The 22,368-nt window shown below is 61.8% G+C and carries 17 protein-coding genes, 1 tRNA gene and 1 pseudogene; 2 read left to right on the top strand and 17 right to left on the bottom strand.

Going from position 1 to position 22,368, the window contains the following annotated elements:
- Nucleotides 1–107 precede the first annotated feature (107 nt).
- The 9 genes from CJ028_RS20295 to CJ028_RS21050 all read right to left on the bottom strand — a co-directional run bounded on the left by CJ028_RS20295 (nucleotide 108) and on the right by CJ028_RS21050 (nucleotide 14,832).
- Nucleotides 108–3,395 (bottom strand): DNA-binding protein, encoded by a 3,288-nt coding sequence (locus CJ028_RS20295; protein WP_105037012.1) that lies wholly within the window; start codon nucleotides 3,393–3,395, stop codon nucleotides 108–110.
- Nucleotides 3,376–5,784 (bottom strand): DUF8727 domain-containing protein, encoded by a 2,409-nt coding sequence (locus CJ028_RS20290; protein ID WP_105037011.1) that lies wholly within the window; start codon nucleotides 5,782–5,784, stop codon nucleotides 3,376–3,378. Before CJ028_RS20290 ends, CJ028_RS20295 begins: the two co-directional genes overlap by 20 nt.
- Entirely contained in the window at nucleotides 5,785–7,749 is a 1,965-nt protein-coding gene (locus tag CJ028_RS20285; protein ID WP_105037010.1) for a DUF1311 domain-containing protein, read from the bottom strand.
- Complete coding sequence (locus CJ028_RS21250) at nucleotides 7,746–9,944, bottom strand: DEAD/DEAH box helicase (protein WP_205684122.1); 2,199 nt, start codon at nucleotides 9,942–9,944, stop codon at nucleotides 7,746–7,748. The genes CJ028_RS20285 and CJ028_RS21250 overlap by 4 nt, the downstream gene beginning before the upstream one ends.
- Before the next feature lie 1,418 nt (nucleotides 9,945–11,362).
- Entirely contained in the window at nucleotides 11,363–12,493 is a 1,131-nt protein-coding gene (locus tag CJ028_RS20275; protein ID WP_205684121.1) for a hypothetical protein, read from the bottom strand.
- Nucleotides 12,494–12,695: 202 nt separating this feature from the next.
- On the bottom strand, nucleotides 12,696–13,433 hold the full coding sequence (locus tag CJ028_RS20270) for a PP2C family serine/threonine-protein phosphatase (RefSeq protein ID WP_105037060.1): 738 nt from the start codon (nucleotides 13,431–13,433) through the stop codon (nucleotides 12,696–12,698).
- Complete coding sequence (locus tag CJ028_RS21245; RefSeq protein ID WP_205684119.1) at nucleotides 13,433–13,894, bottom strand: hypothetical protein; 462 nt, start codon at nucleotides 13,892–13,894, stop codon at nucleotides 13,433–13,435. The genes CJ028_RS20270 and CJ028_RS21245 overlap by 1 nt, the downstream gene beginning before the upstream one ends.
- The gene (locus tag CJ028_RS20260; protein ID WP_105037007.1) at nucleotides 13,891–14,625 is read right to left on the bottom strand and encodes a vWA domain-containing protein; all 735 of its coding nucleotides are present in this window, start codon (nucleotides 14,623–14,625) and stop codon (nucleotides 13,891–13,893) included. The genes CJ028_RS21245 and CJ028_RS20260 overlap by 4 nt, the downstream gene beginning before the upstream one ends.
- A gap of 66 nt (nucleotides 14,626–14,691) precedes the next feature.
- Nucleotides 14,692–14,832 (bottom strand): hypothetical protein, encoded by a 141-nt coding sequence (locus CJ028_RS21050; protein WP_161499035.1) that lies wholly within the window; start codon nucleotides 14,830–14,832, stop codon nucleotides 14,692–14,694.
- A 391-nt stretch (nucleotides 14,833–15,223) separates the two neighbouring features.
- On the opposite strand from CJ028_RS21050, the pseudogene CJ028_RS22120 reads away from it, so the two are divergent.
- Nucleotides 15,224–15,307 (top strand): annotated as a pseudogene (locus tag CJ028_RS22120) (aldehyde dehydrogenase family protein); the annotation flags it as partial.
- Between the two features lie 319 nt (nucleotides 15,308–15,626).
- Here the strand turns inward: CJ028_RS22120 and CJ028_RS20250 are convergent.
- From CJ028_RS20250 to CJ028_RS20220, 7 genes are all read right to left on the bottom strand, one after another.
- Nucleotides 15,627–16,328, bottom strand: a complete 702-nt coding sequence (locus CJ028_RS20250; RefSeq protein ID WP_105037005.1) for a DUF6338 family protein — start codon at nucleotides 16,326–16,328, stop codon at nucleotides 15,627–15,629.
- A 31-nt stretch (nucleotides 16,329–16,359) separates the two neighbouring features.
- Complete coding sequence (locus CJ028_RS20245) at nucleotides 16,360–17,712, bottom strand: BREX system Lon protease-like protein BrxL (RefSeq protein ID WP_240607480.1); 1,353 nt, start codon at nucleotides 17,710–17,712, stop codon at nucleotides 16,360–16,362.
- Nucleotides 17,706–18,488: a tyrosine-type recombinase/integrase gene (locus tag CJ028_RS20240; RefSeq protein WP_161499034.1), complete on the bottom strand. Its 783-nt coding sequence runs from the start codon at nucleotides 18,486–18,488 to the stop codon at nucleotides 17,706–17,708. Before CJ028_RS20240 ends, CJ028_RS20245 begins: the two co-directional genes overlap by 7 nt.
- A gap of 266 nt (nucleotides 18,489–18,754) precedes the next feature.
- Nucleotides 18,755–18,988: a helix-turn-helix transcriptional regulator gene (locus CJ028_RS20235; RefSeq protein ID WP_105037058.1), complete on the bottom strand. Its 234-nt coding sequence runs from the start codon at nucleotides 18,986–18,988 to the stop codon at nucleotides 18,755–18,757.
- A 171-nt stretch (nucleotides 18,989–19,159) separates the two neighbouring features.
- Nucleotides 19,160–19,233 (bottom strand) — tRNA-Ile (locus CJ028_RS20230).
- A 39-nt stretch (nucleotides 19,234–19,272) separates the two neighbouring features.
- A complete protein-coding gene (locus CJ028_RS20225) occupies nucleotides 19,273–20,553 on the bottom strand; it encodes a glycosyltransferase (RefSeq protein WP_439099065.1) in 1,281 nt (426 codons plus the stop codon).
- Between the two features lie 155 nt (nucleotides 20,554–20,708).
- Nucleotides 20,709–21,623, bottom strand: a complete 915-nt coding sequence (locus tag CJ028_RS20220) for a DMT family transporter (protein ID WP_105037003.1) — start codon at nucleotides 21,621–21,623, stop codon at nucleotides 20,709–20,711.
- 40 nt (nucleotides 21,624–21,663) lie between these two features.
- Between CJ028_RS20220 and def the strand changes: the two genes are divergently transcribed.
- On the top strand, nucleotides 21,664–22,236 hold the full coding sequence (def, locus tag CJ028_RS20215; protein WP_105037002.1) for a peptide deformylase: 573 nt from the start codon (nucleotides 21,664–21,666) through the stop codon (nucleotides 22,234–22,236).
- Here the strand turns inward: def and CJ028_RS20210 are convergent.
- A partial coding sequence (locus tag CJ028_RS20210; protein WP_148666449.1) for an integrase core domain-containing protein occupies nucleotides 22,237–22,368 on the bottom strand: 132 nt, incomplete at its 5' end. It lies immediately after the preceding gene.

Raw genomic sequence — 22,368 nt, 5'->3', positions numbered from 1 at the left:
GTCGCCGGTCCTGAGCGCGCTGAGAACTGGCCCATCCGTGGCGTCAAGCGCGAGTGCGGCGCGCAAGTCGGTCATGCCGTACCAGGTCAGCAGGTAATGCTTCATCGTCAATCATCATCTCCGTCGAGAACGCCGGTCACTCGAATCGCGTTCGATCCCACGTCGCCAATCAGGAAAAGGCGGAGGGCGTAGAGCAGGTCGGGCGTAGTGTCACCTTCCGGCTTGTCGGGCAGGTCCGCGATTTCAACCCGCGACCGCGGCAGGATGCCAGATCGATCAATCAACGATGCCGCACGTTCAACCTGGTCAGCGAGTAGCGTCGTGAGCTCCTGACTCGGCTGGAATGTCATTCGCACCTCTGGCACCTCTGAATCGCGGCTCCGCAGGAGTCCGAGGAGGAGTTCGCAGTAGTGGGTCATCCGGGAGACATCCTGCTTGTCGGGTCGCTTCACCTCGTTAGTCTTCTGCATCTCAGTCAGGAGGCGCTCACCGAGCCAGGCAAGCGATGCGGCATCGAACACCCGTACAAAGTCGTGCGTACGCCAGATGGCTTGGGCGAGGATGGAAAGCGTCTGGAGATCTGCACGATTCCAGATCGCCAGGAACACCTCCTTCTGCCAGCCCTGCGTCAGGTCACCGAGCGCAAACGCATACGCCCGATCATCCAAGGTCTTGGCTGAAGCACCGCTCACCAGATCGCGACTCACGGATGTCGGCATGTCACGGTGCATACAGCAGAAGAGGAAGTGGAGTTCGCGTTGCAACTCGGTATTCGTAGCCGGAGCTCGCATTGCGAGTTCCAACCGCGGGACAAGCTCTGCCATCTGGCTACGGAAGTTGGGAGGGCAGGCATCGTCAGTGACAGACCGCGCATCGCCCCAGGTCTTGATGTAGGGGACAAAGAGACTTATGCGAACGGCACCGGGATCAACGGGTCTGAGTTGACGTGTCGATGAGCGCTGAGTCGACACATTCCGAGCATGAGACCGCCCGTCCGCTGACTCTGCGATGTCGTAGTAAAGGAAGTCTCCTCGCCGAACACTGAGAGTTGTCAGACCGTCACGAAGCGAGCTCTCGTGCACGAACAGTCCATCGACGAACGTGAAGGACTTCCCGTTCCGGTCCACTCTCCAGTCGCTTTCAACAGCGCCCGAATGTGTCCGATGTTCAACGATGGTCGGATTCTCTACGTTGTCCAGAAGTCGTTGTGTCGCGGTGACAACCCAGTCGAGATAGTCATTCCATCTGTCCTTCGCCGCGTAATAGTTGCGCTGGAGCTCCGCCCACGTCATCGGCCGCGGGTAGCCCGGCGCTGGTGCGTCAGTCATGGGCTCGTCCGACTTCGGCCGCCACTTCACGTGAATGGGCGGAAGCGAGCTATCGATGGCCTTCAGCACGAGCCGGTACGGCTCGTCGGCGCCGTAGGTGTACGTCATGGTCAAGCGGCACCGGGTGTCCGTCACCAACGGGAAGCTAGGGGAATCCAAGCGCGCCTCGAAGCCCAGATCGCTGGCGTCGCTGCCCTGGTACAGCGGGAACTGGTAATGGGTGCGTCCGGCCGGAAGCGTGAACCCTTCGACCACAGGAATCTCGACTGCGAGACCCCTGATCGGCCGGATCGTCGTGTGCTTGTTGACCAGGAAGAACGACTCATAGCGGCCACTGACATGCACCTTGATCGACAGTTCAGGGATCTGGTCGCGCCAGATCGGAATATCGCCAGCGGTGAGCTGCAATTGGTGGACCCGCATGCCGCCTACGACTGGACTGGTGATGACATGAATCAGCTCGTCAAACGGTTCGATCTGCTGGTTGGCTTGCAACGCTTTCTCAGTGACGGCGCTAGGGTGACCACTCGTCTTGGCATCTCGCCACTGCCCATCTGCACCGACATAGGCGATCGCATCTAGGGGATCGAACGCACCGGCGTCCTCGAGACTGATTGTGGGCGTTCGCTCCCAGTAGTAGCCGCGAGTTGCCGGCACCCGCTCAGCTAGTTCGCTGTCCACTCTTGCGATTAGCCTCGTTGCCGTTGTGATGCAGCCTGTCGTGTCGACAACGAGGACGGTGAAGCCCTCGCTTTTGATCTGCTTGTGCTCGACAGATTCGAACACCGCGGCCACCGATCGAGGCAGTGGCTCCGCGGCCGGGAACCGCGCATTGATATTCCGACGCAGCACCCCGAGATCAAACTCGTTCAGTCGGTCCGGGATCAGCCATGTCAACGCCGCATCCCGGAAGCGCGACCGCAGTCGCCGGGCAAATGAGTGGGCGGCGATGTCGGCGAGAGACGGGTCCAGGTCGCTGCGGAAGAACAGGTCGGGTAAAGCGACTGTGGTCGAGTCCGGGTGAAGGATTGGAAATTCCGCCTCAAAGAGGTTGATGTCGACAGCGTCGCCTTTCCGTTGCCATCGCTGCCAAACGAACGTATCTGGTAGCGCCTCCGGCGTGCCCGACTCGGTGGCGAGCCTCGGATGGACTCCAGTCAGGTCGAGGCAGACTGCCCGGTCGGTTCGCAGCGTCAGCCCGGCGCGCCGATTCGCAGTCTGCACAGATTTAACGGCAACCAGTGCAATCCACGGGGTTATGGTGAAGGCCTCATGGTCGAACAGCACAGGCATGTCGCCGAACAACGTTGTCCCGGCGGCGTACGAAGACGCCAAGCTCTGCCACTCACTAATGAGTGCAGCGCGGGCGCCTGCCTGCGCCACGTCTGCATGGAGGTCCTCGTCAAGCGTCTGCAGCCGACGCCAGGCATCCCAGACACGGCGGTAGTCCTTGTGCGAAAGGAGAGTGTTGTTCGGGGGAAGATTACCCCATCGGGAGATGGCCTTCGCTTCGTCTGTGTGGAGCCAACGATATATTACGGCGAGCAGCGGGTCCTCGCGAAGGAGATGCTTGGCTCGCAGTTCGAGCAGATCAGCGAGCCGTGTGACGTACTCCTTGAGCAGCCGGTTCTCAGGCAGATCGGTCGACTGGTACCTGCGGACAGCCTGCATGTAGGGGTTGCCCGCGAGCTTCTCGCGGATGTTGCGTCCGGGCCGACGGTTGAGGGCGATCAAGCTCGTGGCATTCAGCTCCCTGACGGCGCGGATGGGCAGCGTCGCCTGCTCGCGGTGTGGGCTCTCATTGAGCGTGTGGAAGAGTCGGCCAACGGCTACACGACCGTGTTCGACAATCCGCCACAGGCGATCGCGTATCTCGGCATCCTCTTCGGGCTTCACGAGTCGGCGGAGGACCTCGTCGAGCCCGAGGGGCAGCGCCTGCCCCGTCTTCGGATCGAACTCGGCGAACGAGTTGTACCAGTGCTGCTGCTCGATCAGTCGACGCGCAACCGCCCCAGCCTCGTTGTCCTCGCCAAACGCCTGATAGACCTCACCCAGCGTTGCCGGCATCGTCAGCCTTCAGGTAGTTCGCGGTTTGCCAAATGAACTGGCCGTAGCCGAGTTCCGTGGCCAAGAGGAAGTCTTCGTCGAGGTTGAACTCACGGCTATTGACCCCAACGGTGAGCTGGCCACGGATCTTGTCCAGGCACTCGTCCTTGCTCTTGCCGCGAGTGTCGATACCGCGGAGCTTTGGCATGACCTTCTGGACGAGTTGGTCCTCAAAGGCGATGTGCATCGCCTCGGCACGCCTCGCCGTGTCGTCGCCGGCGGCGCGCACATCCGGGTAGTTGGCCATGTAATACTCGATCGACTGCCAGACGCGGTGGCCGAGGGCGCGACCGACGACCGCGAGGGACGTGTTCATCTCTTCGATGAACGACTTGAACGGCGTCACTTCTTCGTCGGAGAAGCCACTTGCTTGTGCCTTCCAAGAATTCCAGTCGCTCTTGTGCAGGAGTGCGCCACGGTTGTTGCCGTCCAGGGCGGCGAGCTTCAGACGCCGCTTCAGCTCTGTCGGCCGGGGGAAATGGATGATGATCGACCGGTCGAGCACCTTGTCGGATAGCGACTTGGTCGTCTCATCCTGATTCATCGTGCCGGTCCACAGCACGTTCCGACCCAACGGCAACTCGTACGGCGGCATCCCCGCGCCGATCTTGACTGGCAGGCGCGGAACGTCGGAGCCCTTCATGCCTCGGCGAAATTCCAGCTTGCTCAGGAATTCGGCGAAGTAGAGCTCTGGGTGGGCGAGGTTCATCTCGTCGAGTAGGACGAGTGACACGGCATCCGCGAGGCCCGGGTACCCGCTTCCGTCGGTTGTAGCTGTCCATGGCTTCTGGCTTTGGGCAAGAAAGCGAAGCGCGGGCTGCGAATCAAACCGGTTGTCAATCGAGTTGAAGAAGCCGAGCATCGACTCCTGACTGTCCCAGTTTGGCTGCACGGCGAGCGGCTCGAAGAACAGGCCGCCGAAGTGCGAGTACAGCCGTGGCAACTCTGACTTGCCCGTACCGGACACGCCGGCGAGGACAGTGAGCGGTGACCACTCGGCCGTCTTCAGCGAAGTGTGGAATGCCTTCAAGATGCGCGGGTTGAAGTGCAGTCCGTATGCATCGGAAGCCCGGGCGATGCCCGTGAGCCAGGTCAACTCGTCGATGCCCGATGCGACTGGAGGCTGCTTGATCTCCGTTGCCGCCAGCCGCGGCAATTCGATCTCGTCGTAGCGTGCCTCGACCTCCGCCGGTCGCTCGTACGCTGCCTGAAGGCGGTTCAGCTCGGCGTCGAGCCGTTGCGCTTCGCTCTCCATGTTTCGCGCCAGGCGATCAAGCGATGCGTTCTGCGCCTTCAGCTCGCTGTTCTCGTGCTGGAATGCGGTCACTTGTGCGACGACTTGCGCATCCGCGTTGATCTTCACCTCCCGCTGCTCAGCGAGCGTCAGCACACGTCGATACTCCGCGTCGAGGCTTTCGTACCGGGTGCGCATCTCCTCCGTCGGCCGAGTCGCCAGTTCCTCCTGCAGACGCGTGATCTCATCGGTCTTGCTGTTGAGTATCTGAATAACTGCAGCTGGGTGCTGGCTGCCCAACTGCTGCTTCAATGACTCGTACGCTCCGACGAGATCAGTCTGCGACCTTATCGTCGCGCGAAGTTGGGACGTCTCAGCAGCGGAAGCCTGCAGAGCGCTCTCGAAAGACAGGCGCCGCTCGACAACAAGATCGTCGACCTCCTCCTGAAGGTTCTCGGCGCGACGCCGCGCCTGTCGCCGGGCACGCGACTCACGTTGCTCGGCCTCGGATTCCAGGCCTTCGATCTCCACGCGGCGGCCCTCGAGCGCGCTCTGCGTGGCGATTACCGCGCCCTTCTGTGTTTCGACTTCGGCCATGAGCTGCGCAAGGGAGGATTCTTGCAGTTGACGTCGGGCATCCCAAGCGGTGCGCTCTGCTTCGATCGCAGCGCGCACCCGATCGCGCTCCGCCTCCTCAGCTTCGGCAACCTCCGCGAGCCGCGTGGTGCGGGTGGTGCTCAGTTGCGTGTCGAGTGCTCGCCGCCGGTCCAGCAGCTCCGCATCCAGCTTGGCGCGCTCGTCTGCATACCCTGCGTCGCGGATGGATTCGGCGCGCCACACGGCTTGCTGTCGCTCGACGAACTCGGCCTTTCCGCGCGCGAGAGCGGCGCGATCAGCAGCGTTGGCGTTTGCGAAGCGTTCGAGGGTGTCAAGCAGCCCTTGCGCGGCGCCTGCCGCAGCTTCCGTGGCCTTCAGTCGTTCGCCGACATCGGCAATCTTCCGCTCCAGATTCGACTGGAGCTCCGCAATCGCGAAGTCGTCCGCCCGGACCGGCTTTACTCCCGTAGCCGTCGGCGCATCTGTATGGGGCCTGTCCTTGTCGATTGGTGCATCCATCTAGGCCTCCATAAGGGTTCGAATTGAGTTTATTGCTGAGGTGCGCAGCGACTTGGTCGCCGACTTGTTTAGTGGTACGGACTCATTGCCATGCCCACGATGCGAGATGACGGCACCGATGTCCGCCATCAAGGAGGGCTGGACGGCCGCCAGCTTCACCAGTTGCTCGTCGCTCAGGACAAGTAGCAGCGCAATGGCACATGCTCCCAGGGTTGACCCATTCCCGAACATGGCCTCCCGAACTCGCTCGGGGCGCACTCTTGAGAGCGCTTCCGGTATGCGACCGAAACCGGCAACCTCGGCGCGGCTCGTGGCAACGTTGCGATAGTCCTGCGCCGGCAAAGCAACGGCTTGTAGACCGCTGAGGCGATCCATCGTGACGGACTGCAGCGCCGCATATAGCCGCCCCACGAGCGGGAGCGCATCGTCGCTGTCATAATGCGCAATCCACGCTCGTTCTGCGTCGATGAGAGCGTCACGGGCACTTCCCGGGAGTCGGTTCATCAGTGCGTACCCGAGCTGTCCGATCACAGCTGTCCGAGCATCCAGGCGCCGGTCCTCAGCCGTGGCCTGGTGGCCTGTGCCGAGGGCAGGCCCGTCGAACCGGATCCCCGGAATCAACGCGGTGACCCACTCGCACATCAGCGCATCGAATCGCGACTCTCCATCCTGCCGCTCGGCTGCGCCACCATGCTCCTGCTCGTCCCGGCTCTCCCGAATCTCTTGAATCCGCAGGAGGAAACCTGGGTGCCGCTCCGCAAGCTTTCGCAACGGATGAGCCTCGTCATGCTCCGCCTGCACCAACGTAGCCGCCAGCACTGTGCTCATCTCGGCTTTGCCTGCGAGCATGTCGGCTAGGCGCCCATGTGGGATCGCGCGGAATCCGTAGGCAGGCACCTTGAGGCCAATCTGCTCAGCGGCTCGAGACAGGTGTTCGCTCCACTCGTCAGGTCGGGTGTGGCGCACCACCTCAATTGCGTTGGCGGCGTCCCGAGTGTCAGCGCAGTAGAAGAGCGCCCACTCCAATGAGGCGTAGATCTTGGCGATCGACCGGTAGCCGCGGGTGCGACCTGCGACGAGCGACGTTACCAGCCTCGGGTAGCGACTCCGGAATGGCTCGGCCTCGAAAGGCTGGCGCGTTCGATCTCTGCTGCTGCTGTCGCCTGATTCCGTCGATGTGAGCGACGTCCTCCAGTCCGTCATCCACTGCTGCAGTGACTCATCGCCCGCCAGCCGAGCAGTCAGCACCTCTTCCAGCATGAGCGAGAAGCCGCTCCCGAAGGGATCGGCGATCCGGAAATCGGCATCACTTCGCTGGATCGCAATCGGGCACTCGAGCAGGTGACTGTCGGCATCGTCTGCGACGCGGATCTGGGAAAGCTCGGGCAGCTTCGCTCGGCCGCCGAAGGCCGCGCTCCGCTGCCTGGACTCGCGAAGAACCGCGATGACATCCTTGGGCGAAGGGTGGGCATGTGACTTGGGTCTGCCGGACGCCCTAATAACACGACCCTGGTAATATTTGAGATCTTCACGCGTCTTGAATCGGAGTGGGGAATCTTCGTCAAGGATCTGGATGTGCGGCAGGAGCCGACCGGTCAGAGCCTCCTGGAAGACGACCGCGGTCACGATCTGAACCTCCGAATCCTCCGGATTCGCCGTCGATGCTTGCTGCGGCGGTCGGTTGTCGTTGTCAATGAGTCGCCTGTCGCGCAGCCGAAGCAGCACGCTGCGGACCAGGCCCTCCGGGATGCAAGTCACCTGTGCGAGGTCGGAGAGGTTCCGTCCGGGCTCGGCCTCCAAGACGCCGAGGATGACCTGCTCGAAGGGGTTCAATGTATTGCTCCCCCGCCCGCTCATCGGCAGGGTGACCCGATAGGTGTTGACCGGCCAAGCGAGCGTCCGTGGCCGACCGAAGATTCCTACAAAGGGGTTCGGCGAGCCGAAGTCCATCAGCCTGACGGTCATACGTAGCCTCGCCCCCTGCCGAACAGCCGGGCGAAGAAACCGTGACGCTCCTCCTCGGTCGGCGGCTGATCGTTGGTCGGAGGCTGTCCCTTGGGCGGTGGCTGTTCCATGCCGACGACTAGTGGCGCAGGTGAAGTGAGGGGCGATCGCACGGTGGCAGTGTCGGCCGGCGATCGGAGCGCGGGCGAAGCCTCGCCGGCGAGACGATAGAAGTCCACGAGGCCAGGGATGTGTTCCGCAGCGAGGTCGTGTTGGACGAGCGCTGGGTCGCCCACCGCAACGAGTAGTCGCTTCTGCCGGCTCATGGACACATTCAGTCGGTTGTAGAGGCCGAGGTGGCCGAAGAGTTGACGTGCATTCACAGCGGCGTTTGCACTTCTTGGTGACCAATTCGGCGCGACTGTCCGCACAACGGACAGGAACACCACGTCAAACTCCATGCCCTGGAATGAGTCGACGGTGCCCACTCTGATGCGGTGCTTATTGTCAGCGATGTCACCGAGGAGCTCCCGGAGCTGATCGCGGATCAAGTTGGCTTGCGCCTTGTAAAACGAGATCACGCCATAGGTGAGACTCTCTCCTTCTGGCGAGCGAATCCAGTCACGGATTTGCTGAACGATTCGATCGGCCTCTGCCTGACGAATCCAACTGGTGCCGCTACGGCGGCTGGGGCCCTGGTCGCTTGTCACGGGAAGCCACATCGCTGGTCGTGCTTGCGTGTCCGGGAGGTTGTGGGCGAAGTGGCCCTCGGGCAAACCCGACCCGAAGCGCTCGGCAGGGTCGAAGCGTTCATAGAAGTTGCGACTGATGAATCCGCCAAGGACAGGGTGCATTCGGAACTGCTGGTCCAGTGTTACCCTACGCGTGATGCCATCCTGTGTCTCGAGCGCCTTCAATCGCTCTGCGAAGAGGTATTCGAACATTGATCGCTTAAGCCACTCGCTCTCTGTGGGGCCAGCCTCGCCGGACTCCATTCTGTGGGCTACCGCCTCGTCGATGAGGTGAGGAAGCTGACGGTGGTCCCCTACAAGGATGATGCGCTTACCTTGTGACATCGGGATCATCAGGTCTCGCGGCGATACGCGTGCTGCCTCGTCGATGATGACGTAGTCGTACTCGAGGTCCTGGGACTCACCGGCCGAGAGACCCTTCCGTCGCTGCATCTCATTGTTCACGGACTGTTGGACGGTCGCGGCAAACGCGTAGCTGTACTCGGCAACCGCATCGACCATGCCCCACGGGTTGTTCTCGAGTTCTGCCAGGAACTGTGCAAGCGCAGCCGACTTTCGGTCGGACGCTGCGTGCCCGTGGGTACGAAGCCGATCCAGTACTCGTCGGCCGAGACCGAGCACCTCGTCGCTATGCTTCTCCACCCGAAACTCTGGAGGAGCCTTGAGACGCTGCAGAAGCGACTTCTTCGCGCCAACGAGTTCCCCCAAGAACGGAGGAGTACCCCGTGACTGCGTCCAAAGACTCGCCTTGTCCAAGACGCCGCGCTCATCTGCGGTGAGGAGAAACTCGAGATCGACGAGCGCATCTTCGGCACGCTCGGGCCCGTCGTCTGCGAAGCTCTCGGCGCGCACTCGCAATCGGCGCGCCGCAGCGACTGGTGCCAACGCCAGCCCGGATACGGACGTCGTGTCTTCGGCTTGAAGGCGATCTAGCAGTCGAGTCGCGGTACGACTCAGCTCCTCGCCGAGGTCTGACACGTTCAGCGCAGCAATTCGGGTCACAAACGCCAGTGCAAGCCGCCGCGATGGGCCCTGCAGGTACTGCTGATAAAGGTCTCGAATATCCGCCTCGTGCTCTATGTCGGCGAACTGCGGATTCCGCTCTCGCAACTCGTTTGCGATCTGCTTGCACCAGACTTCGAGGTTGCGCTCGAACGATTCGGTGCTGTCATCCGCCCCCGTGGGCCTGCCAAACTTCGGGACGGGGATGGAATTGAGCGAAATGCGGTCGATCATGTTCTCGACCGCGTCGTGCTGGAACCCGGTCAGCAGCACGCGCCCCTTCAGTGAGCGGCCAGACTTCGACGCGTTCTCGTTGAGTCGCTCCAAGATCGCCGCGATCACGGTCGTCTTTCCGGTACCAGGTGGCCCCTGAATAAGGGCGATGTCGGGGGTGTTGAGCGCGACCTCGATCGCCTTCTCCTGCATCACCGTCGGGTCGTTCCGGAACACCTTGTCGCGCACGAAGGCAGTGAGTGGCGCAACCTTCTGCGGTGAGCGCATCGAGGTGATCTCGCCCTTCTCTTCGATAAGCAGCCCGAGCTGAGGGTTCGCGGACCGACCTTCGAGAATCGCTCTGCGGGCAGCGTGACGTCGTCGGATCTGCGCGATCTCGCCTTGGAGCGACAGCACAAGCATGCCGTCCGGTGAAAGTCGTTCGATCTGGAGTGTGAGGCGAAGTGATTCGTTGTCGAAGCGACCGACCGGAATGGTCGTTCCCGACACACGATCAGCCCTCCCCTGACGCGTCCGATCGCCGACGCCTGCACCCAATGCGATCTGCCGGGAGAACTCAGCGAAGGTGAGGGCAGTATTGCTGAGGTAGCTCGGCACGGCATCTACGAGCTCAAGTGCCTCCACGTTTCCACTACGGAGCGCGTCGAAAGCAGAGTCCGAGGCATCCGTGATCTGGATCGTGACTGTCCCATCACGATTCTCAGTCGGCGTCGTGAATCGAACCAGCCCGATTTCTCTGGCTTGATCGAGAAGAAGCGTGCCTTCAAGATCGCCGAACTCATCCCACTTGCGCATGTAGCTCGACTCGTCCAGTGTCAGGCTCGCGAGTTGAGCACGGGATCGAATCTGAATCTGGCCAGCCTCCGACCAGTTAACGAATTTCAACGTGCCCCGCGCGAGCCGGATTGTCGGGTCGACCTCTGGGCTGCGCGCCGTGATTTTCGTGGCTACATAGATTGATTGTCCATGTCCGACGGGTGTATCCGTGGCGACGCAGCGCGCATGAGTGCCGACGAGCATGAAGGAGTTTTTCGTCGTCTGGTCGACCCTGGGCGCTGACGCAAGTTCGTGCGGCAAGTGGGTTGGCTCATCCGAATTTTCCGCGGAAGACGTCTCGTACGGTCCGACCGGTCCCGCGCCTTCATCAACCTGACCTGCTGCAAGCGCGTCCCCGATTGCTGGTCCTGCCGCAAAGAAGAAGTAGTGCAGCCCGTCTACTTCGTAGACAAACTGGGTCTGAATCCAGCCGGGTACCTTGCGAGCCGACTGGCGGCCGAGACGTTGAGCTGCCCGTATGACGTATTCATCTAGACCGACTTCGACGTCACCGAGGTCATTTGGTTGGCCGGTGAAAAAGACCACGGAAAGCTCGGCGCTCCCGTCGACCCCAGGATCGGAGAGTTGGGCGAGCATCGCCCTTCCGTGGAGCAACTCGTCATTGAGCCGCTGCGCTTCGGTCTCGCTGACAGGACGAACGTGTATGTAGCTTTCGCGAAGTGCAAGTCCGAACTGGCCCTCCGCGCTCGTTGGTTCGACCGTCAGGACGGTCATGGTCCCGCTGCGCTGATCGAGCTGGTCGCTGAAATCGATGCGGTCGGTGGGCAACACCCGGACGGAAAGCCTCTGTCCCGGAAGTTCCGAGAACTTCACAGCCCTCCTCTGACAAGCTCGAAGTCCAGTCCTGCTGGCAGCGCACCCGTTCCGCGAACGTGCGTCGCAGTGCCACGATCGAAGTCAATCAATGCCTCGAAATCCGTCCTGCCGTTGAGCTCCAGCGAGAAAGGGTTGAAGAGGCGGTGTGGGAGTGGGACTTCAACCTGGCCATGTCCCTGGACCGTCATCTGCCACCGATCCGTAGTCGCAACTACAAATCCTGGTCGCTGCGCCGAGCAGAACGGGCAGGTGTCATAGGTGCGGTAGTAGCTCATTCTGCACCCGGGGCAAGTAATTGACTGGTCGTGTGCTCGCATCAGTTCAAACGCCCAAAAAGACATCGCAGGTCGCCGCCAGGGTTTGGTGCGGCCAACTGACAAAGTTTCCTGGAACAGGCGTGAAAGCTCGGCAGTGAGCACCAGTCCGCGAGGCAGCCCGCTCATCGTTATGTTCGTGTCATCGTCCTCGTCATCGACGAAAGGCAAGAACCCGGCGTACGCCTGCTCGTCGAGATCGGCCGGAGCGCCCGCGGCCACAGGCTCGGCGTCCCAGCCCCCTGCGTCGTCATCAGGGTCGAGCACCTTCTGCCCGATGAACGGATGCACGAGAGCCAGCATCTCGAAAGCCATCACAGTGAAGGCCCAAGCATCGGTACGCGGTCGTGACTGATCACGACCCTGCACTACCTCCGGTGCACCGAGACGCGGTGTGTACACGCTGTTCCCGCCGCTCAAGACTTCGCAGCGCAGATTGTCGGCGTCGATGAGCCAGACCTCAGGGTTGTAGCCCTCGTCGATGAAGCAGTTGTTGAGTGAGATGTCGCCGTAGACGAGGCCAGCCGCGTGGAGACGGCCCAGAATAGCGGCGACCTTAGAGAGGGCGATGAGGCGGTGCTTCGTCGATCCCGACTCGGCGTAGTGCATGAGCGTTGCGACGGTGTTCACGTCTTCGATACCAGCTAGCCATGCCGGGCGTGGGCTCCTCGCTATCTGCTCGCGGCGGTCGCCACTCAGGTCGAAGATGCTGAACGGACGCATATCGTTGAGAAGTTGCATTACGTATCCGGGCCCATCGCGCAGTGTTGCCAGCGGCAGTGAGATCGGGATGCGCGGCGGGATCGGCAACGTTCGGATATTCTCGAAGCGAGATTGCAGGTTCGACGCGTGGTCTGGCTCTCCGTCGGGGCCCAGCGGCTGCTTAATGGCGAGGTCGGCATCGCCCGTCCGGTAGACGACGCCCTGACCGCCGCGGGCTAGCTCCGCTCCGACCTGGTGGACATAACCGTACTGGTCGGCGAGTGCCGTACTTCGTGCGCGTTGGAACACCTCACTCATCGGGAGTCACCACATTGATCAGGCACGCGAGGGTCTTGTCGTCGCTGTGTTTCGGCACAGGCCACGTGCTGAGCATCTCCCAGGCGCGTCGCGACGCCGCCAAACTCCCGAGTCCCTCGTATGCCTTTACGAAGCCCCGCGCGAAGCCGGCCAGATCCTCCACGTCGTCGGCGACGCCGTCAGTGCACAGGAGTACAGCTGCGCACTCCGACGCGACGACACTCCGCACCCGCCAATGATTGAGTGTTGTGGTTGCTGAGAGCGCGTTCGTGAGGTTCGAGAAGCCTTCATCTTTGGAGTCGGAGAGTACGATCACCGACCCGTCCTGGAGTACAGCCACCGCGGCGCCGTCGCCGAGCATCCCAAGATGGATCTGGTCGTCGGGGGAGGTGATTGCGTACAAGCACGTTGCAGCGCAGTCTTTCTCCACAAAGGGATCGATCGCGAACAGCCATTCCTCGACGATGCCCGGCAAAAGTTCGCTCGAATGGGACTGGAGCATCGGGTGCCGGTGGTCGGTCCACAAGCGGGATGCCGAAGCCTCGACCGCTCGACAGGCAGCGCGGCTCCCCCAGTCCGAATGCGGCTTCGATCCCAGACCGTCGGCTACCGCGATCCCGTATCCCCAGGAATGCTCGAATGCGGACCACGCGTCCTGATTCGGTTTGCCCGTCGCGACGTGGGAAGGGCCCGTAACGCTGGCTCCAAAACTCTTCCAGGTGGTTGGCATCATCGCGCGAGCCACCCGTCCAGCGCTTCGAGGAGGCACTCGGCCTCGAACACCTCATCACCTATCATTTTGGGGTTGGAGTCAGCCCCAATCTTGATGAGTCGAAGCGCGTCAGGGGAGAGTCTGTCCCGCCAATGCTTGAGCTCCTCCCTTGAATCGTCGGGCCAGAAGCCATCGGTGAGCATGAGGTAGCGGTCATTGCTGTCGTGTCCAAGCAACGCCAAGAGCTCAGCGGCATCGACAGACCCTCGACACTCAAGCAACTCGCCGGGCACCTCGTCGCCAATGATCCAGCCGAGTTCAGCGGCGTGGTCCCGCCATATAATCAGGCGCAAATCGACATTAGTGGAATGACCGAGGCGGAGGTACTGTTCGACCTGTCGTACGACGCCACGCACGATGAGGCGCTTGCCGCCTTCGATCATGCTGCCTGAGGCATCGCATATGAGCCAGAGGGTCATCCCCAGTAGCTGTCTTCGTCTACAGCGGACTCGGTGGCGGTGGCTGGCGGCTGGAGGGTCGCATCTTTGGGGACCGCATTCGGGTCCAGAGACAGGCTGCGGCTGACGACCGACATCGTCACGAACCTGAAGAACTTGTGGATCTCTTCCGCATCCTTCGCCTCGAACACCTGGTGCTCGGTTCCGGCGATGAATCGCTCCAGCGTTGCACGGCCGACCCCCTCGTACGCCTCTTGCCCGATTCCCAGCGCCATACGGTCGCACTTCGCCGAGCGCCCGGTCCCGATGAAGTTGTCGAGCCGGTCCTGCCACGAGTCAGTGGGGACGCCATCCGACACGAGGACGACCAGGGGGCGGTAAGCGCGGGAAGGGGTCTGCTCCTTGTCCTCGATCAGACGCTTGGCTACATCGATTGCCTCGCCGAAAGGCGTGAGGCCGCCTGCATGGAGGTCGAGGAAGGCGATCTCCGACGCCGGCGTAGGCGACGTGGCGACTGAGGCGTCGCCGCCGAACGCGACGATCGACACCAGGAACTCATTCGCCTGGGACTCCTCCCTGGTGAAGGTGCCCAGCATGCGCCGGACAGCTCCATTCAGCGAGTCGATCTTCTTCTCGCCAGAGTTGCCCCCCTGCGTGGCGAGCGCCATGCTGCCGCTCGTATCGAGCAGCAGAATGACTGGGAGCGGTTTTGCCTTTGAGGCGGTGAACTGGGAAGCGTCGAAAAGGGCCATGGTTGTACTCCTCAAGTATCGAAATCAGTGTCGCACGTTAAGACGGACGGAAAGAGCAGGCCCGCGCTACGCGCGGATGTTGAGGACTCGGCTTACGAGCGGCGCGAGGTCGATGCCTGCCTGCTTCCACAGAATTGAGCTGGCGGCCAAGCTGCCAAGTCCAACTCCCGTGAGGAGTGCCGCGCCGGTGATTCGTAAATACTGCACTTGTCATGCTCCCTTGTGTTATTGGTGCGGGTGTTGATGGCCGGATGACCACTCAGATGGCCGGATGGCCACTCGTGCTCCCGATGGGGCAACACGATCTCGTGGCTTTGCGTTCGCTTGGCGCGGCGTTTGCAAAGCTGATCAGCTTGTCGCATCGATTGCGAAAAGTCAAACTGAACCGCGAGACGGCGTCTCCGGCTAGACCCGCACCGTGCGTGACCCCTCCAACGGCGACGCCATGGCCGAGGTCACCATGGCAAATGCGGCCGACGGCGACCACGCCGTCGCCGCGGCCCGCCGCCTTCCCGGGGTGGTCCACCTCTACTCCCTCCGAGCGCTCCGGCGTGCTCTCGAAGTTCGCGACCCTGCTCGAAGCGCGATCGGAGGAAATAGCGCAGCGGGCGTGCATCTCGAGCTCGGAGGCAAGGCGCCGTTCGTCGTCTTCGACGACGCCGACCTTGAGGCGGCGATCCACTCCTTTCCGCAACCGATCGCTGCAAACCGACAACGGCTTGGCCAGTGACATCTGCAGCGATAATGCCCGCTCCGCCTCGATCTGCAAGAGGCGTGGGATCGCAGTGGGAGAACTGTCAGCTCGTAAGCACTGTCAGCCTTTCGACTGGTCTCGGGCAGGAGCCTTCGCTGCGTCGGAGCTGGAAGCTGCTCCTGGAGGAGCGCTTGTGGGGCGAGCTTGTTGCGCTCCGGGCCGTGCGCTCTCCGAAATACGCTGAGCACGTGGAGCCCGGTGGGGCCCTGCACTCCCAAATAGCGACTCACGGGATTCATCTTTGTTCTCAGACATTTTGTGCTTCCTTGTCTTTCAGCGGTGAAGCATCGACCCATTCGACAATGCACCCGTCGGTCATCGGACTCCAAACACCTCGAGTGTTTGGCGCCTCACATTCAAACTCGCCGAACTCACCCATATTCCACGCAACAGCGATGAAGATGTCGCGACTGAAAGGGTAGGTGCTGACGAGCGAATCCGCGTTAAACCACCCACCGTAGTACCGGCCGTCTTCCGTTCGAACTCGAACGAAGCAGGGCTCATAGGCACGAAACGCCGCGTGGTCCCAGGCACGGGGGGTTGCCCGCGCACGGTTCACCTGCCTAATGCGCTTTTGCGTCTTCCCGCCACGGGCAGGGACTTTCACGATTCTGAACCGAGCAGAGGCGAAGTATCCAATTCCGGCGGGCGTCAGCAGCATCAGCACAATAAGGCCGAGGGCGAGAACACCTCCGTTCAAAGTCGACACCAGGTTCCCAGCTCTATCGAGCGCATTGCCGCCTGTCCAGCCGACCAGGCTGAGGATGACAAACAAGTAGCTGGCGTCGAAAACGAGACTTACAAACAACGCGTCGAAGAGCCTCGACGCTGCGCTGTGATCTGGCGATTGCCAGCCAACCACCATTCGTTTTGCCAAGGAGTCGGCGACACCTGGGGTCACCAAAATGATGAAGAAGGTGATCTCCGGAAGAGACCCGGGAACAGTCATCGTCTATCCATCCGTCGGTAAGACCAATTAGTCATCCGTTGTCCGTGCCTTCACGAATATAGGTGACGCCAAACGCGCGCACTTGGCGGAACTCCTGTCGACTCGTGCCGAAGTCGAACCAGCCACCATCGGCCTTCTGGAAGATGTCGAGACCACGCCCAAGGTTGATCCGCCAGCCGCCATCCGTACGGATCCAGCGGTCGTGGCCGCCCGGGTCCTTCGCCACATTTACCTTGATGCCCTGCTGCTCGGCGCCCTGCACGATGTCGTTCAGCATACGGAGCTGCTTCGGCTGATACTCAGGGTCTTCGTCGAGCACTGTAAACAGATTGAAGGTGACCTCGTCAGCGGGGTCTTTCGCGGCCGCGATGAGCGCGAGCAGCTCAACGAGGTTACGACCCTGATGCCCCAAGCGGATGTAAGGATCGTGCAACTCGATCTCGGTCGCGCCCGCCATGTACGACATAAGCAACGTCTCGTAGGAGATGCCGCGCTGATTCTCGACGAAGTCGCGCTGCCCGTGGAATAGCTTCGCCGGAGCGGATTCCGTCCCCGAGACCGCAGACACCGTCGCTGCGGAGGACGCCAAGGCGTCTGCCCCGAGGGACGTTGCTGCGGCGGGAGCGGCCACATGACCCCGGTAGTAATGCGACGGGTACTCGTCCTCTTCGAGGGTCGTCACAGCTGACCAGCCTCCACCGAGCGAGTCGTAGCCGAAATTCACCGCGGCCATCGTGGCATCCATCCGCAGGATCTGGTCCTTCACACGCTTGCGGCCTTCAATCGCGAAGCGCAGCAGTTCCTCGATCTGCTCAGCGGTGGCATCACCGTGAGGGTATATGAGCTTCATAAGTCCAGAGAAAGTCTTGTGGATGGCGTCACGGTCACGAGTCGAGATGTCCGACCCCAGCGTGAAGTAGTGCTGGTAGCGGTCCGAATAGTCGAGATTGCGCATCGACTTCAGCACTTCGGCGATGTAGTCGACGACGAACCCATACCCGTCCGAGAACATCTCATTGCGGATCGTATCGATCTCCCACCCGGGGATATAGAAGTGAAGACGGTCGAGGTATGCCGGGTCGTGGTAACTCTCGGGCAGTTCGTCGAACAGATCGGAGTGCTTGAGCATGTACGGCACAGTGTGCGACGTGTTACCGACGAACACCATTGACGCCTCCGCCCCGAGGGTCTCGACGCCACGGGAGAATGACTTGTTCGCCATGTAGTTCTTCATGATGTCGACGAGCGCCTTATCGGTGCGCTTCTTCTTGCCCGCGAACTCGTCAAATGCGACAACGTCCCAGTACCCGACGAGGCCGAGGCGACCGTTCGCGTTGTTCACAAACAGCTTCGGGACGGTCACCTCGCCGCCTGAGATTAACATCCCGTGCGGTGAGAACTCCGAGTAAATGTGTGACTTTCCGGTGCCCTGCCCTCAAGGCCGGCATTCCGCAGTATCCCCCGGAATGTGCGCCTGACGTTGTACGGCGCCAGTGGAGTATCCACCCGGGAGTAGAACAGCAGATGCTCCGTGTCCTCCGGATCCAGCAGCGCCAAGCGCTGGCGAATCACGTCGGCCGCGAACTGCGGCACGCCGATTACCCGGTTCGACTCATGTGTCTTCGGGTGCTCTTGACGGTGCACGCCGGCGCCGTTGTGCACGACGATTGTGCCGCTGATGTTCACCCGCGGCGGATCGGCGTCCATGTCGACGTCGCACTGCCGCAGCGCGAGTGCCTCGCCGATGCGAGTTGCGGTGCCGAGCATCACCTCGATGATGTCCCGCACCTGGCCGTCGGATCGTGGCCCCATTCTGCCGTCTTCCGTGCGCCATTCTCGGGCCGCGAGGCGGATCGCAGCGATTTGCTCGGTCGTGAGCGCCTTCGGGGTGTGCGGGGGCTTCTTCATGCGCGACGTCTCCTTCATGGGATTGCGCGGAATGATCTCCCGCCGCACCGCAAAGGCCAGGATCATGCCGAGCAGCGTGCGGGAGTGCTTCGCTCTCGGGTACGACTGCGCGCGCTGCTGCCTCAGGAAGAGCTCGATCCGCCCAACGGTCACTTCACGAATCGTGAAGTTCTCGAAAAAGGGCAAAACAAGCACGCGCAGTTCACGCTGGTAGGTGTCTTTTGTGCCCTGAGAGCGGTCAACGTCGAGCATCACGTCCTCCATCCAGGCCGCAGCGAGCAGCAGGAATGGTGAGCTCGCCGTGAGCAAGTCGCCGCTACCGCCGGCTCGTAGGCGGGCCGCTAGGTCCGACTTAAGGGCTGCCTGCGCGTCATTACGACTCGAGCCGGTCGCTGTCACTTTGCGCGTCTGACCGTCCCAGTCGCGGAAGCGAGTCACGGAGCGAAAAATCCCGAGACTGACCTGTTGAGTCGTAATGGCGCCAAACGTGCTGATCGGGAGCCGGGGTCGTCCGGCCATCAGCGTCTGTCCCCGTGGGCGCTGGATGGTTCGGGCTCGTGAAGCCCGTCGAGCCATCGCACCACATCGGACACGCGGAAGCGGATCTCCCGGCCCACTCGAATGCCCGAGGGACCACGTCCGTCTGTACGCAGGTCGTAGATCGCCTGCGTCTGCACGCCGAGGTACTCGGCGAGCTCGCTTGTCGTTAAAACCGGCTCCAGGCCGAGCCCGAATTGTCGTTCGCTGTCCATAACTCGTAGGTAAGCGAGGTCATTCCACATGACTCGAACCGGGTCGTGCACCTTCTCTACGAGCGGCCAGAGATGGCGGATATTTTTGAATAAAGGACCAATAAACGGATAGTGCATCAAGTCTTGCCCTTTCGGTACAGACAAGAAACCCTGATCAGATCAAATTTACAGTAGGGCGGCCGGGACTTGAACCCGGGACCGACGGATTATGAGTCCGCTGCTCTAACCAGCTGAGCTACCGCCCCAAAAAGCACAACCCAACGGTTGCACCCACAGACATGTGACTAATCGGGCGACTGCGACGAGGCCCCATTGGTGACCAGATCGCTCACCGTCTCCCCACGATACAGGCATTCGAATGTGTTCAAAGTGCGCTTGATGTCGTGCGCGGCAATGAGCTTGAGCGATTCCCGCTTAAGCTCCTCCAGGCGTTCCGGCGACGCCGTGAGCACCACGGTCAGTTTATCCGCCAGATCCTGCGCGTCACTCGGCTTGAACAGGTACCCGTTCGCCTGGTCGTGCACGAGGTGGGGCAGCGCCATGGCGTCGGCGGCGACAATCGGCAATCCGGAGGCCATCGCCTCCATCGTGGCGATACTCTGCAGCTCGGCAATGGACGGCATGGCAAACACCGTGGCACGTGAATAGGCCGCGCGCAGTTCGTCATCCGTCACATAACCGGTGAACGTGACACGCGAGCGGATACCGAGGGTGTCGGCCAGGTGTTCCAGGTTGCGCTTCTGATCGCCCCCGCCAACGATTTCAATTTGAGCGTCAAGGTCGGCTGACAGCAGCGCCGCCGCCTGTAGCAACACGTCGATCTGCTTCTCGCCGGTGACCCGACCGACAAAGAGGATGCGGTTCTCGATGCGCGGCTCAAAATTCGGGGCATAGTTGTCGGCATCGATCCCGCAGGAGATGGCGTATACCCCGGTGAGGCCGGTGTATTTCTCAAGAAACTGGGCGGCCCGACGGGTCGGGGTGGTGACGGCTGCGGCGCGTCCGAAAGTGCGTCGGGCGGCTCGCCACGCGGCCTTGATGACTCGATCCTGCAAACCGACCGGAACGAGGGAGAACTTCACCATGTTCTCCGGCATGAAGTGGTTCGTGCCGACCAAGCGGATGTTGCGCTTCGCCGCCTCGATGGACACGCCCCGCCCCACATTGATGTGCGATTGAAAGTGCACGACATCGGGATGGAAGGAGTCGAGAATGCGCCGGCTTTCACCGCGGATCAGCCAGGGCAGGGCGAATCGCAGCCAGTCGTGTGGGTACCAGCGCCAGCTGTGCAGGCGGTGCACCACCATGGGCTGGCCCTCGTGCATTTCGGTCCAGCTGCCGTGCTTGCGCGACGCTGCCGGAGCCATAATCTGCACCTCGTGGCCGCGGGCGACCAGGCCAGCGGCGAGCCGCTCGGCAAAGCGGGCCGCACCATTTACATCGGGCGCAAACGTGTCGGCAGCGATGAGCACGCGAATCCGCGGCTTCTCGGTTGGCGCACCCGCCGCGCTCTCGGGCGCATTGCCCGGGGTCGGGCTGCTCAGCAAGTCGGTCGAATCTGACAAGTGGAGTGGTCCCTACGTTGTTGGGCCGGGGATCATCGTCCGGCAGGATATCTCGGGTACGCGCGGCAGGAAATGACGCTGCGCACTCGAACCCTATTCTAAACCGTGCCTGCCGCGCGGCGCCCCGCACCGTGGCGGCCCAAATTCGCAGGCCGTCAGCGGTCAAGTTGTGGGTGGTACCGCGCCAGCAGGAAGACGCCCCAAATGGCAATCGCACCGGCAACGACGAAGGCGAGTGCTGCTGCGGGCGGGGCCTGGCTGGCTTCACCGAGCACAACGATTCCGATTCCCACCGCGACGAGCGGGTCGACGACGGTGAGCCCGGCAATGACAAGATCGGGTGGTCCAGACGCGTAGGCGTTCTGCACGAAGTAAGCCCCGAGCGCTGCCGCCAACAGCAGGCCGAGCACACAGGTCAGGGTCAGCCATTCGAAGTTGCCGTGCTGGGTGCGGTTGATCACGACTTTGGCAAGGGTGGCGACGAATCCATAGAGCACGCCGGCGCCGAGAATGTAAAAGATCGCCTGGGACCGGCGACGCAGAAACCCAAAGGCGAGCGCAAAGGCCAGCAGAACCACCGCAAGCACGATGAGGATGGTCACCAGGTTTTGGTCGGTGACCGGCTTGTCCACGGCGGTGAACGCGGCCACGGTCACGAACAGGCCGACACCGCCGACGCACATGGAGATGGCGATAATGCTCGCGCGATTGAGCTTGACCTTGCTGACCCTCGCGTTCAGCACGGCGGTGAGAACCAAGGCGACTGCCCCCAGCGGCTGCACGACGATGATGGGGGCGAAGGCGAGGCTCGTGAGCTGGAAAACGATGGCGAGGCCGAGCATGAGTGATCCGAAGACCCAGGAGGGCCTGGCCAGCAAGAGGGTGAGTTGGCGTACGGTGAGCCCGCCGGTGACCTCTTCGGTGCGCGCCTCGACTTTGGTGACGCCGCGGTGCTGAAATTGTGCGCCGAGGGAGAGAAAGACTGCACCGACCAAGGCCAGAGGAATTCCGATGGCCTGACGTGGATCGATAGCGATTTCTGTCGCCAGATCGGTTAGGTCGGAGGTCACTTGATGACCCTATCGACAAGCTTGCCGATATTCTGGAGGAATGGCCGTACGCGCGATAGTAATTTCAGGTGACCCCGTTCTCCACTCCCCCGCAGCTCCCGTCGTCGATTTCGACGATAATTTGCGTGAATTGGTGCGAGACATGTTCGAGACGATGGATGCCGCGCCGGGGGTCGGTCTCGCCGCCACGCAGGTGGGTGTTGGGCTGCGCATCTTCACCTACAGCTACCAGGACGACGACGAGGTATCGTGGCGCGGCGTTGCGATCAATCCTGAACTGTGGATCACGCCGGTGTCGGCCGAGCCCGTCGATGATGAGAATGTCGATGAAGACGAAGGGTGCCTGTCATTTCCGGGCGAGCGGTTTCCCCTGAAACGATCACAATCCGCCATTTTGCGAGCCGTCGACGCCGAACAGCAACCGTTTGAGATTCGCGCGGATGGCTGGCTCGCCCGCATCTTCCAGCACGAGTACGACCACCTCGAAGGTACGCTGTATGTCGATCGTCTCGAGCACGTCTACGCGAAAATGGCGACCAAGGTCGAACGCAAGAAGAGTTGGGGCGTGCCCGGCCTGAGCTGGACCCCCGGCGTCGACGACCTCGAGGGCTAGCTAGGTGTACTGCCCAGGGACGTTGGTTAAGCGGCTGATGGGTGGGTGGTTTCCGATGGCGGTGTGGGGCCTGTGGTGATTGTATTCGTGGATCCAGGCGGGCAGGGCGTTTCGGCGGGCAGATTCTGAATT

Source organism: Cryobacterium aureum (assembly GCF_002954245.1).
Taxonomy (GTDB): domain Bacteria; phylum Actinomycetota; class Actinomycetes; order Actinomycetales; family Microbacteriaceae; genus Cryobacterium; species Cryobacterium aureum.
This window is presented reverse-complemented; position numbering and strand designations above follow the sequence as displayed.